The organism is Tepidibacter thalassicus DSM 15285 (assembly GCF_900129915.1).
GTDB classification, from domain to species: domain Bacteria; phylum Bacillota; class Clostridia; order Peptostreptococcales; family Peptostreptococcaceae; genus Tepidibacter; species Tepidibacter thalassicus.
This window is the reverse complement of record NZ_FQXH01000011.1, coordinates 14,812-27,451: the sequence shown is the minus strand read 5'-3', so window position 1 is coordinate 27,451 and position 12,640 is coordinate 14,812. Positions and strand designations below refer to the sequence as shown.

The 12,640-nt window shown below is 31.3% G+C and carries 14 protein-coding genes; 12 read left to right on the top strand and 2 right to left on the bottom strand.

The window, feature by feature from the left end; translation table 11 throughout:
* The first annotated feature begins 1 nt into the window (after window position 1).
* Window positions 2–1,528 carry a TolC family protein gene (locus BUA19_RS06165; RefSeq protein WP_072724777.1) on the top strand — a complete coding sequence of 509 codons (1,527 nt, stop codon included), beginning with the start codon at window positions 2–4 and terminating at the stop codon, window positions 1,526–1,528.
* A 25-nt stretch (window positions 1,529–1,553) separates the two neighbouring features.
* Here BUA19_RS06165 and BUA19_RS06160 read toward each other — a convergent pair whose 3' ends face one another.
* Window positions 1,554–2,210: a hypothetical protein gene (locus BUA19_RS06160; RefSeq protein WP_072724774.1), complete on the bottom strand. Its 657-nt coding sequence runs from the start codon at window positions 2,208–2,210 to the stop codon at window positions 1,554–1,556.
* Window positions 2,211–2,351: 141 nt separating this feature from the next.
* Here BUA19_RS06160 and fsa point away from each other — a divergent pair, with 141 nt between their 5' ends.
* Window positions 2,352–2,999 (top strand): fructose-6-phosphate aldolase, encoded by a 648-nt coding sequence (fsa, locus tag BUA19_RS06155; RefSeq protein WP_072724772.1) that lies wholly within the window; start codon window positions 2,352–2,354, stop codon window positions 2,997–2,999.
* 19 nt (window positions 3,000–3,018) lie between these two features.
* Here fsa and BUA19_RS06150 read toward each other — a convergent pair whose 3' ends face one another.
* Entirely contained in the window at window positions 3,019–3,366 is a 348-nt protein-coding gene (locus BUA19_RS06150) for a LysM peptidoglycan-binding domain-containing protein (RefSeq protein ID WP_072724770.1), read from the bottom strand.
* 200 nt (window positions 3,367–3,566) lie between these two features.
* Here BUA19_RS06150 and pdxS point away from each other — a divergent pair, with 200 nt between their 5' ends.
* The 10 genes from pdxS to prfA all read left to right on the top strand — a co-directional run bounded on the left by pdxS (window position 3,567) and on the right by prfA (window position 12,635).
* Window positions 3,567–4,442, top strand: a complete 876-nt coding sequence (gene pdxS, locus BUA19_RS06145) for a pyridoxal 5'-phosphate synthase lyase subunit PdxS (RefSeq protein WP_072724768.1) — start codon at window positions 3,567–3,569, stop codon at window positions 4,440–4,442.
* Between the two features lies 1 nt (window position 4,443).
* Window positions 4,444–5,022, top strand: a complete 579-nt coding sequence (gene pdxT / locus BUA19_RS06140) for a pyridoxal 5'-phosphate synthase glutaminase subunit PdxT (RefSeq protein ID WP_072724846.1) — start codon at window positions 4,444–4,446, stop codon at window positions 5,020–5,022.
* Window positions 5,023–5,212: 190 nt separating this feature from the next.
* Window positions 5,213–6,214: a class II fructose-bisphosphatase gene (glpX, locus tag BUA19_RS06135; RefSeq protein ID WP_072724766.1), complete on the top strand. Its 1,002-nt coding sequence runs from the start codon at window positions 5,213–5,215 to the stop codon at window positions 6,212–6,214.
* A 131-nt stretch (window positions 6,215–6,345) separates the two neighbouring features.
* Window positions 6,346–7,311, top strand: a complete 966-nt coding sequence (glpX, locus tag BUA19_RS06130) for a class II fructose-bisphosphatase (RefSeq protein WP_072724764.1) — start codon at window positions 6,346–6,348, stop codon at window positions 7,309–7,311.
* 141 nt (window positions 7,312–7,452) lie between these two features.
* Entirely contained in the window at window positions 7,453–8,748 is a 1,296-nt protein-coding gene (rho, locus tag BUA19_RS06125; RefSeq protein ID WP_072724762.1) for a transcription termination factor Rho, read from the top strand.
* 96 nt (window positions 8,749–8,844) lie between these two features.
* Window positions 8,845–9,045, top strand: a complete 201-nt coding sequence (gene rpmE, locus BUA19_RS06120; RefSeq protein ID WP_072724760.1) for a 50S ribosomal protein L31 — start codon at window positions 8,845–8,847, stop codon at window positions 9,043–9,045.
* A gap of 55 nt (window positions 9,046–9,100) precedes the next feature.
* Complete coding sequence (locus tag BUA19_RS06115) at window positions 9,101–9,685, top strand: thymidine kinase (protein ID WP_072724758.1); 585 nt, start codon at window positions 9,101–9,103, stop codon at window positions 9,683–9,685.
* Between the two features lie 81 nt (window positions 9,686–9,766).
* Window positions 9,767–10,726, top strand: coding sequence for a DUF1385 domain-containing protein (locus BUA19_RS06110; protein WP_072724757.1), 960 nt, complete (start codon window positions 9,767–9,769; stop codon window positions 10,724–10,726).
* Complete coding sequence (gene prmC / locus BUA19_RS06105) at window positions 10,680–11,525, top strand: peptide chain release factor N(5)-glutamine methyltransferase (RefSeq protein WP_072724755.1); 846 nt, start codon at window positions 10,680–10,682, stop codon at window positions 11,523–11,525. Before BUA19_RS06110 ends, prmC begins: the two co-directional genes overlap by 47 nt.
* A gap of 39 nt (window positions 11,526–11,564) precedes the next feature.
* Window positions 11,565–12,635 (top strand): peptide chain release factor 1, encoded by a 1,071-nt coding sequence (gene prfA, locus BUA19_RS06100; protein WP_072724753.1) that lies wholly within the window; start codon window positions 11,565–11,567, stop codon window positions 12,633–12,635.
* The last annotated feature ends 5 nt before the right edge of the window (window positions 12,636–12,640 follow it).

The following is a 12,640-nucleotide window of genomic DNA, read 5'->3' as shown; positions in this document are numbered from 1 at the left end:
AATGAAAAGGAGATTAATTTCCATGGCTTTATGTGCATCATTGGCATTATCATCTCCAGTGGCAATACCTTTTAATGTATATTCTCAAGAAGTAAATCAAAATGCAGTAGAAGAAAATAAATCGTTAAATTTGACGCTTGATAAAGCTATAAAAATTGCCATGGAGAACAATTATATACTAAAATCTCTTGAAGTTGACCTTGAGTCAACTGATTTATCTTTAGATAGAGCAAAATACAATGAAAAAAAGATAAAAAGAGGAAAAGATAAATTGGATGATGCAAAAGAAGAATCAGCACCTTTGATTGAAGGACTTGACAAACTCATATCAAGTGGATTAGGAACAGAATCAAGCAGTGTCAGTGATATTAAACAAAATGTAGATAAAGTTCTTGATACATTAAATCAAGTTCCAGATGATATGCTTTCTGATGAACAAAAAGCTCAAAAATCTATTTTGCAAGAAGCATCTAATAATTTAAGTTATGCTATAAGTAAAGGGTATGGAAGTTATAGCAAACAAGATATTCAGGGAGCTATAAAAGAAGGAGAAGATAGATTGGATTTAGGAGTAGAAGAAGTTAACTCAGCTATAGCTGAAAAATTAAATATAGATGTAGAGAGGGTACTTGCTCTTGATTCTACTACAGAACTTATGACTACCATGGCAGAACTTCAAAATGAAGTAACAAAAGATGGATATAAAATAGCTCAAAAACAAATAGCACTTCTTACTCGTCAAAAATATTATGAAGTAATAAAAACTAAGAAAATAGAGGAACTTAAAAAAGTAGCACTTGATAGAGCTAATAAGCAATATGAAATGGCAAAAAATGCGTATGAAGAAGGTATGAAGGCAAAAGACGATGTGTTGCTTTCACAAGCACAAGTAAAGCTTATGAATGTAGATTATAGAAATGCTGTGTTGAATAGAAAAAAAGCTGAAATAGAACTTAAAAAAGTAATCAATATAGACCTTGATACAGATATTAATTTAGTTGAAGATTTTACAACAGAAGGAATAGATTTTAACTTGAAAGAAGGAATAAAACAAGGACTAGAAAAAAGAATAGAAATAAGAAAAGCACAAGCTCAGTATTTAGTGGATAAATTAAATTTTGAGCTTACATCAAAACAATATCCAGATAACACATATCAATATAAGGAAGCTAAAGTGAAAATGGATAAATCAAAAGTTGAGTTAGAAAAATCATATAAAGAAGTAGAGGCTAGTATAAGACAATCTTATGAAGCATTAATTGCGACAAAAGATATGTTGTCATATATTGAAAATGTCGTTGAAAATGCAAAAGAATCTTTAGAAATAGCTGAATATAGATATAAAGAAGGATATGGATTTGAGACTAGTGTTATAAAATCTGCAAATCTTGAAGATGTAGCAGGTACTATTGTAGAAGTAATAGCTGCTCAAGAGAGACTTGCTGATATAGAAGAAAAAGTAGTAGAAGTTATATTTAATTATAATTTGGCTAGAGATAAGTATTTGAATGATATAGGAATGTATTAATGAAATAAGCTGCTAAAATAGCAGCTTATTTGTTTTTTGTGTTTTTTTCATCGTAAAACATTATATTTTCAAGTATTTTTTCTGCACGAGGCATAAACTTTTCTTTGTATTCTAAAGGGTATTGAACTATTACGTAATAAAATCTATTGTTGTGATTGAAAATAGATACTGTTCCTACAATATCGTTTTTTCCATCTTTTTTCTTTATAATATCGAATTCTAATTCTGAATTATTTATTAGTTTTTTGTCTGAAGATTTGTTATCTAGTATTTCAAAACCGTCTTTTTTTAGATTGTTTATTGCAACTTCTTTCATATTTTTCACATTAGATGTAACAGTTTTAATTGGAGAGAAAAAGCGAAGTTTTGCATCTTTATTTTGTTTTCCATTAAAATTTGCATAAATAGATAAAAAATCACCTTGTTTAGATTTGGCTATCATATCTTCAGGAATATATGTTGTAAATTCTAAATTTTCGTCATCGTATAATTTTAAATTTATATCTTTAACTGAATTGTTTATTTTTATAGTATCAGTTTTGTTTTCAGGTCTTTTTTTAGCTTGAATTTCTTTTTTTGGTGGAGCAGGTTCTGTGTAGATAACTTTATCTTTTTTATTACATCCAAAAAGACTAATACTTAAAAGTATAGCAATAAATAGTAATGTGATTTTTTTCATCATTTTAATACCTCCTATATTGTTTTAATTGTTAATTATAAATATATTATATACAAAAAATATTTTTTTCAAATATAATTTTTAAAAATATTGATTTATATGTGGTAAAATAATTAGGAAAACAATTGCAAAAGGGGTGGATTTATGAAACTATTTATAGATACAGCTAATGTAGATGAGATAAAAGAAATAAATGATTGGGGAGTAATTGAAGGAGTTACAACTAATCCTTCATTAATTGCAAAAGAGGGAAGAGATTTTAAAGAGGTTGTAAAAGAGATAACGGATATAGTAGATGGTCCTATTTCAGCTGAAGTTATATCTTTAAAAGCAGATAAAATGATAGAGGAAGCTTTAAATCTCTCTAAAATACATTCTAATATAGTTATAAAAATTCCTATGACTGAAGAAGGATTAAAGGCTGTAAAAGAACTTTCTAAAAAGGGAATAAAGACTAATGTAACATTGGTTTTTTCGGCGAATCAAGCACTTCTTGCTGCGAAGGCAGGAGCCACATATGTTAGTCCGTTTGTTGGAAGACTTGATGATATAGGGCATCAGGGAATGGGGCTTATAAAGGAAATCGTTGAAATATTTGATATTCATGGAATAAGTACAGAAGTTATTTCTGCGAGTATTAGACATCCTGAACATGTAATATCATCAGCTCTTGCTGGTGCTCATATTTCTACAATTCCATATAAAGTATTTAAGCAGATGGTAAAACATCCTATGACAGATATTGGTATAGAAAGGTTTTTAAAGGATTGGGAAGGAGTAACAAAAAAATAGAGCCAAATTGGCTCTATTTTTATTTTTTGTAAAATGGGATTAAAAGTTGTTGTCCTTCATAAATTAAATTAGGATTTTTGAGGTAATTAAAGCGTATTATATACATCATTGGTACATTGTATTTTTCGGCAATAGAAGCTATTGTTTCGCCTTTTTCTACTGTATGAATTACAGAATCTGGAGGTGAAACTGGAATTCGTAAAGCTAATCCTACAGGTATTAAATTTGGATTTGGAATAAAGTTGAATTTTAAAATAATGTCTACAGTTGTATTGAATTTTTCTGCAATTTCAGCTAAAGTATCTCCTTTTTGTACTCGGTATATGTGAAAGCCAAAAGGAGATATAAAACATGGATTAATAAACATACTTTTTCCTCCTAAAATAATTATTTTTTGTATTATTATATTTAAAGTTGATTATTTGTGTTCCTCATCTTCAAAAATGTACTAATACAATTCGTGTTTTTGATTTAAATGTATTGATGAAATAAATGCAAATGTGAGATAATATTCTTAAATAGGAAAAATATTCAATAATTGTATTGGTTCAATAGAGGGGGGTTATTATGAGTAGATATGAATTAAATAAAAATCTAGCTCAAATGTTAAAAGGTGGAGTTATAATGGATGTTACAAATCCAGAAGAAGCAAAAATTGCCGAGGAAGCTGGTGCTTGTGCAGTTATGGCATTGGAGAGAGTTCCTGCTGATATAAGACGTTATGGTGGGGTTGCAAGAGCTTCAGATCCTAAAATTATAAAATCTATTCAAGAGGCTGTTTCTATTCCGGTTATGGCAAAAGTAAGAATAGGACATTTTGTAGAAGCACAGATACTCGAGGCTTTAAAGATAGACTATATAGATGAAAGTGAAGTTTTGACACCTGCTGATCCAAAACTTCATATTGATAAAAAAGCTTTTAAAGTTCCTTTTGTTTGTGGAGCTAAAAATTTAGGTGAAGCTTTGAGGAGAATTGCTGAGGGTGCTTCGATGATTAGAACTAAAGGGGAACCTGGAACAGGAGATGTTATTGAGGCTGTAAAACATATGAGAATGATGAATTCAGAAATTAGAAGGATTAAAGGTTTGTCTAAAGATGAATTAATGGATGCTGCTAAAGAATTGCAAGCTCCTATTCACTTAGTTGAATATGTTCATGAACATGGAAAACTTCCTGTTGTAAATTTTGCTGCTGGAGGTATTGCTACTCCTGCTGATGCTGCTATGATGATGCAACTTGGCTGTGATGGTGTGTTTGTTGGTTCTGGAATATTTAAGTCTGGCGATCCTAAAAAAAGAGCTAGTGCTATAGTTAAAGCTGTTACGCATTTTGATGATCCGGATATATTAGCTCAAGTTTCAGAGAATCTTGGTGAAGCTATGGTTGGAATAAATGTATATTCAATAGATGAAGAAAAAAGAATGGCAAATAGAGGGTATTAAAATGAAAAAAATTGGTGTTTTGGCACTTCAAGGTGCATTTAAAGAGCATATAAATATGGTTGAATTATTGGGGCATGAAGCTATTGAAATAAGAAAAGTTGAACAACTTGAAGATATTGATGGGATTATTTTGCCAGGGGGAGAAAGTACGGTAATTGGAAAGTTGCTTGATGATTTTGGAATTAAAGAAGCTTTGATAGATAAAATAAAATGTGGTTTGCCGGTATGGGGAACATGTGCCGGAATGATTCTTCTTGCAAATGAAATAGATAATCAAGAAGATGTTTATTTAAGGGTTATGAATATAAAAGTAAAGAGAAATGCATATGGTTCTCAGTTAGATAGCTTTATTGTAAAAGAAGTTGTAAAAGGGGTATCTGAAAAAGAAATTCCAATGGTATTTATTAGAGCACCTTATATTGTCGATATGGGTGATGATGTTGAATTGCTTCATAGAGTTGATGGGAATATAGTAGCTGTTCGTCAAAAAAATATGCTTGCGACTTCTTTTCATCCAGAACTTACAGATGATACGACTTTTCATGAGTATTTTATTAATATGGTAAACAAAAAGCTGTAAACTAGTTGATAGTTTACGGCTTTTTGTTTTGGATTAAATTGTATATTTGTAATATATGTTGTTTTGAGGAGAATTATATAACATAAATAACAAAAAATATAACATATATCTTTACAAAACACCGAAATATGACGTATAATTATTTTGGAAATGATACTTTATATGGTTATTTTACGGGGAGGAATTGATTGTGGATAGGAATTTAGCATTAGAGCTTGTTAGAGTAACTGAAACGGCGGCACTTGCGTCTGTGAGATTTATGGGAAGAGGAGATAAAAATGGGGCTGATGGAGCGGCTGTAGAAGGTATGAGAAAGGCTTTTTCGAGTGTGAAAGTTAATGGAGAAGTAGTTATAGGAGAGGGAGAACTTGATGAAGCTCCAATGCTTTATATAGGAGAAAGAGTAGGATGTGGAAAGATAGAGGATATGGAAGTGGATATTGCTGTAGATCCTTTAGATGGAACTTCTCTTATAGCCAAGGGGCTTCCGAATGCTATTGCTGTAATAGCCATGGCTAAAAAAGGGTGCTTATTGCATGCACCGGATACATATATGAAAAAAATTATAGTAGGGCCGAAAGCTAAAGGGTGTATAGATATAAATGCATCTGTTGAGGAAAATTTAAAAAAAGTTGCGGATGCTTTAAATAAAGATATATCTGATTTAACTGTAATAATACAAGATAGAGAGAGACATGAGGGGATAGTAAATGAAATAAGAAAAATTGGAGCAAGAATAAAAATGTTTGGAGAAGGTGATGTTGCGGCAGGTATTGCAACTTGTTTTGAAGATACGGGAGTAGATATATTAATGGGCATTGGAGGAGCTCCAGAAGGTGTTATAACTGCTGCGGCTGTAAAATGTATGGGGGGAGATATGCAGGGGATTATTTACCCTATGAGTGAAGAGGAAAGAGAAAGATGTTATAATTTAGGACTTAGTGATGATGACATTAATAAAGTGTTGTATTTGGATGATTTGGCAAAGGGAGATGAAATATTCTTTGCAGCTACAGGAATTACGGATGGAGATTTGTTAAAAGGTGTAGTTTCTTATGATAAAAACAGAGCTAAAACTCATTCAGTTGTAATGAGAGCAAAAACGGGAACTATAAGATTTGTTGAGGCAATTCACAGGTATGATAAGAGTAAAGTGTTAATAGAGCTTATGAAAAAATACAGTAATGTATAAAAACTTAAAAGTCCCAAATATAGGGGCTTTTTTTTATGTGAATATTTTTTATTATTGATAATATAAATATATTGACTTTAGAAATAGTGTATCATATTATAGAAATGTGATATACTTAAGGGGGGAGTTTTATGGATAGAAATTTAGCTATAAATTTGGTTAGGGTAACAGAAGCTGCAGCTTTGGGAGCTTCAAGGTATTTAGGTAGGGGAGATAAAAATATTGCAGATCAGGCTGCTGTAGATGGAATGAGAAAAATGTTCGATACAATAGATATTGATGGAGTTGTTGTTATTGGAGAAGGAGAAATGGATGAAGCTCCGATGCTTTATATTGGAGAAAGTATTGGAAGTTGTTGTAAAGGAGCTATTAAAGTAGATATTGCTGTAGATCCGTTGGATGGAACAAATTGTGTAGCAAAAGGGCTTCCAAATGCTATTGCAGTAGTAGCTCTTGCTCCGAAGGGGTGTTTGCTTAATGCGCCAGATATGTATATGGATAAGATTGCAGTAGGGCCAAAAGCTAAAGGGGTTGTAAATTTAGACAATTCAGTGATAGAAAATTTGAAAATACTTTCGGAAGTTCTCAATAAAAGTATGGATGATTTAACTGTTACTATGCTTGATAGGGAAAGACATGAAAAGTTGATTAGAGAATGTAGGAATGCTGGAGTTAGAATAAAGCTTTTTAATGAAGGAGATATAGGGGCTGCCATGGCGACTTGTTTTGAACATACTGGAATAGATATGATGATTGGGATTGGTGGAGCTCCTGAAGGTGTACTTGCAGCAGCAGCTATTAAATGTATGGGAGGAGATTTTCAAGGAAGGCTTGTTCCTAATGATGAAGAAAGAAAGAGATGTATAGATATGGGTATTGATCCTGATAAGCTTCTTACAATGGAAGATTTGGTGAAAGGAAATGAAGTTTATTTTGCTGCTACAGGAATAACTGAGGGTGATTTTTTAAAAGGAGTTGTTTACAAGGGAAATAAAACAGTTCAAACTCATTCTGTTGTTATGAGATCGGAAACGGGAACTATAAGATTTATAGAGACGATACATAAGCTAGATAAAAAACCTAGTTATGCAAAGTAGATTAAAGAGAGAAATTATCTCTCTTTTTTTTCTTGACCTTATTTATCATCAATGATAATATTACTTTATTAGATTTGCACTTCTTTTTCTTGTCTTAATTTTCCCATTATTAAATAAAGTGAAACATGGAGGGGATATTTTTTGAATTATGAAGAGTTAAAAAGCAAAACAATAATACAGCTTAGAGAAATTGCAAAAGAAAAGGGGATAAAATCTTTTACTAAATATAAAAAAGATGAACTTATAGATAAAATATTAAACATTGTAGATAATGAAAAGATTAGCAATATTCCTGAAAAAATAAAAGAAGAAATTAAAAATGAAGAAAATCAGGATATAGCACATGGTGTTTTAGAGATATTACCTGATGGATACGGTTTTTTAAGAGGGTCTAATTATCTTTCTACAGATGAAGATGTGTATATTTCTCCGTCTCAAATAAGACGATTTAACATGAAGACTGGGGATAAAGTAATGGGAATTACAAGGCCGCCAAAGAGTGGAGAAAAATTTAGAGCTCTTTTGTATGTACAAAAGATAAACAATGAAGATCCTGAAATTGCTGTTAAGAGACCTTCCTTTGAAAATTTAACTCCAATTTATCCTGATGTTAGATTGAATTTAGAAAAAGATACTAGAGAAATATCTACTAGACTTATAGACTTAATTGCTCCTATAGGTATGGGTCAAAGAGGGCTTATCGTTGCACCGCCAAAGGCAGGAAAAACTGTTCTGCTTAAGAGTATTGCAAATAGTATATCTAAAAATTATCCCGATATTGAACTTATTGTACTTTTGATAGATGAAAGACCAGAAGAAGTTACAGATATGCAAGAATCTATAAATGGAGAAGTTATATATTCTACTTTTGATGAATTGCCAAGTCACCATATAAAAGTAGCTGAAATGGTTTTAAATAGAGCTCAAAGATTAGTAGAGCATGGAAAAAATGTAGTGATACTTCTCGACAGTATAACAAGACTTGCAAGAGCATATAATTTAACTATTCCGCCGACAGGTAGGACGTTATCTGGGGGTCTTGACCCTGGAGCACTTCATGGACCTAAGAGGTTTTTTGGAGCAGCTAGAAATATAAGGCAGGGAGGATCGCTTACTATACTTGCTACAGCACTTGTAGAGACTGGTTCTAGAATGGATGATGTTATATTTGAAGAGTTTAAAGGTACAGGAAATATGGAGCTTCATCTTGATAGAAAACTTGCAGAAAAGAGAATATTTCCAGCTATAGATGTATATAAATCTGGAACAAGAAGAGAAGATTTACTTCTTTCAACAGAAGAACTTTCTGCTCTTTGGAGAATTAGAAAGGCAATGAGCAATAATAGCGTACAGGAAGTTACAGAAAAAATGATACAATTTTTACTTCAAACTAAGAATAATAAGGATTTTGTGGAATTGATAAATAAAAATATTTAGCCTTGAAGATAAAAAATTGTTGTGATATAATGTAGAAGTTGAATATTAATAAGAAGAAAATTAATATATAAAAATATATAGAAAGAGGTGAAAATGATGAGAAAAGATATACAGCCAAAATACGAAGAAGTAACTGTACATTGTGCATGTGGTAATACATTTAAAGCTGGTTCAACTAAAGAAGAAATAAGAGTAGAAATTTGTTCAGCTTGTCATCCATTCTTCACTGGAAAACAAAAGAACATCGAAAAAGGTGGAAGAATTGACAAATTCAAGAAAAGATTTAACCTTGACTAGTAATATGGGGTTGGAAATTCCAACCTCTATTTTCTTTTAAGGGGAGGTTTTTGACGTGTATAGACCAATTCACCATGGCTACATAGAAGTGGTTATAGGACCTATGTATAGTGGAAAAAGTGAAGAACTTATAAGAAGACTTAAAAGAGCTAAAATTGCAAAACAAAATGTAGTAGCATTTAAGCCTGCTATTGACAATAGATATAGCGATGAAGATGTTGTATCTCATAGTGGAGTAAGAATAAAGGCTATACCTATAAAAAGTGCAAAGGAAATTTACGATTACATAGATGAAAATACTGAAGTTGTAGGAATTGATGAGATTCAGTTTTTTGAAGATGAAGTTGTAGATATAGCCATGGAGCTTGCTGATAGAGGTATAAGAGTTATAGCTGCAGGACTTGATATGGATTTTAGGGGAGAGCCTTTTGGACCAACACCTAAATTGTTAGCTGTAGCAGAGTTTGTAGATAAGCTTCAAGCTGTATGTATGGTATGTGGAAATCCTGCACATAGAACACAAAGACTTATAAATGGAAAACCTGCTAAATATAATGATCCAATTATATTGGTTGGAGCAACAGAAAGTTATGAAGCTAGATGTAGGAAATGTCATGTGATAATAAAGGATGAAGATTAATAAAAAAGCTGCTTTTTAGCAGCTTTTTCATTAGTCTTCATTTTGCTTTTGTGGTAATATAAAGAGGAAGGAGTTGAGAATATGAAAAAACACAGTGTTGGGGGCCAAGCTGTAATAGAAGGAGTTATGATGAAAAATGAAGAAAAAATAGCTGTGGCTGTTAGAAAACAAACTGGAGATATTGAATTGGATAAAAAAAGCGTAAAAAGTTGGGTAAAAGATAAGGGGTTTAATAAGATACCTTTTTTAAGAGGTGGGTTTATACTTTTTGAAACAATGGCTGAAGGTATTAAATCGCTTAATTTTTCAGCTCAATTTTTTGAAGATGAAGAAGATGAGGAGCCATCTAAGTTTGAAAATTTTTTGAACAATGTATTTAATGAAAAGGCAAGTGATATATTGATATATATTTCTCTTTTTATAGCTTTGATTTTTTCAGTGCTTTTATTTATACTTTTGCCTACTTTTTTAGGAGGAGTATTAAAACACTTTACTGAAAGTATTATAATTTTAAATTTATTTGAAGGTTTAATAAGGATAGGTATATTTCTGGGGTATGTTTATTTAATATCGTTAAATAACGATATTAAAAGGGTTTTTCAGTATCACGGGGCAGAACATAAATCTATTTATTGTTATGAACAAGGTCTTCCTTTGACTGTTGAAAATGCTAGAAAATTTTCGACTCTTCATCCGAGATGTGGTACTAATTTTATGTTTATAGTTATGATAATTTCCCTTCTTGTATATTCTTTATTTGGATGGCCAAATCCAATAATGAGAGTTGTATATAGATTGATATGTTTACCTGTTGTCGCTGGAATATCTTATGAAATTATAAAACTTGCTGGAAAGTATGATAATAAGTTTATGAGAATAGTTGTATTTCCGGGAATGATGCTTCAGAAAGTTACAACAAAAGAACCAGATGATGAGCAGTTGGAGGTTGCACTTTGCGCTTTAAGGGCAGTCTTAGATGAAGAGGTGAAATTTGATGAATATAAGAGATGCGATAATCAATTCGATGAAAGAGCTGAATAATAGCACTACTCCTAAATTAGACATTGAACTTATTCTATGTAAGGTTTTAGGTGTTGATAGGATTTATATTCACATTAATTTAGATAAAAATCTTACTCGAGATGAAGAAGAGAGATTTAGGTATTTTTTAAACCAAAGAAAAGAAGGAAGACCTATTGCGTATATATTAGGTAATAAGGAATTTATGGGATTGGATTTTTTTGTTAAAGAAGGAGTTTTAATACCTAGATCAGATACAGAAATATTAGTACAAGAGGTTATAAATTTATCTAAAAATATAAAAAATCCTTTGATTATAGATATTGGAACGGGGTCTGGAGCGATAAGCGTATCTTTAGCTAAGTTTATAAAATGCTCAAAAGTTTATTCTTTGGATATTTCAGATATAGCTCTTGAGGTTGGTAAAATAAATGCTAAAAATAACGGTGTTGAAGATAGTATTGTATTTTTAAAATCCGATTTATTTTCTGCTGTTGAGAATTTAAATTTACAGAGTGATATAGTTGTTTCTAATCCTCCTTATATAAGAAAACGTGAAATATATACTTTAGATAGAGATGTAAAGGATTATGAGCCTTTACTGGCTTTAGATGGAGGAGAAGATGGGCTTGATTTTTACAGAAGAATAACTAGAGAGTCTTTAAAATTTTTAAAGAAAAATGGAATTTTGGCGTATGAAGTTGGATATGATCAAGCTGATGATGTTAAAAAAATTATGTTAGATAATGGTTTTGATAGTATAAAAATAGTAAAGGATTTATCTGGTATACAAAGGGTTGTTATAGGGTTTAAAATTTGATATAATGAAAAATTGATATGTTGAAAGAGGTGAAAATAAATGTTAGATAAATTAGAAGTTATAGAAGAAAAGTATAAAGATTTGAGTGAAAAAATAGCAGATCCTGAAATAATAAATAAACAAAGTGAGTGGCAAAAGTATATAAAAGAACATGCAGAGCTTGAGCCTATAGTTGAAAAATATAGAGAGTATAAAAAGGTCAAAGAAGGAATTGGTGAGTCAAAGCAAATTCTTCAAGAGTCATCTGATGATGAATTGAGAGAACTTGCTAAGATGGAGCTTTCTGAACTTGAAGATAAGTTACCTGTTATAGAAGAGGAATTAAAGCGTTTACTTGTTCCAAAAGACCCTAATGATGAAAAGAACGTTATAGTTGAAATAAGAGGTGGAGCAGGTGGAGATGAAGCTGCTCTGTTTGCCGGAGATTTATTTAGGATGTATAGTAGATATGCAGAGAGAAGAAGATGGAAAGTAGAAATTATGAGTGTTAGTGAAACGGGAGTTGGTGGATATAAGGAAGTTTCTTTTATGATAAAGGGAAAAGGAGCTTATTCTAGACTTAAATATGAGTCTGGGGTTCACAGGGTTCAAAGAATACCAACTACGGAATCTGGAGGTAGAATACACACATCAACTGCTACTGTTGCAGTGCTTCCAGAAGCTGATGATGTTGAAATTGAAATTAATCCAAATGATTTGAGAATAGATGTTTTCCGTTCTTCTGGAAATGGAGGTCAAAGTGTTAATACTACAGATTCTGCTGTTAGGATAACTCATATTCCAACTGGAGAGGTTGTATCTTGTCAAGATGAAAAATCTCAGCTTAAGAATAAAGAAAAAGCGCTTAAAATATTAAAGGCTAGACTTTATGATAAAGCACTAGCTGAACAAAATAAAGAAATAGCAGCTGAAAGAAAGAGCCAAGTAGGAACTGGAGATAGATCGGAAAGAATTAGAACTTACAATTTCCCTCAAGGAAGAATTACTGATCATAGAATAAACTTGACTTTATATAAGTTAGATAACTTCTTAGATGGAGATTTAGATGAAATGATAGATTCTCTTATAACTGTAGATCAAGCAGAAAAATTAAAAGCTGTTGAATCTTAATTTAT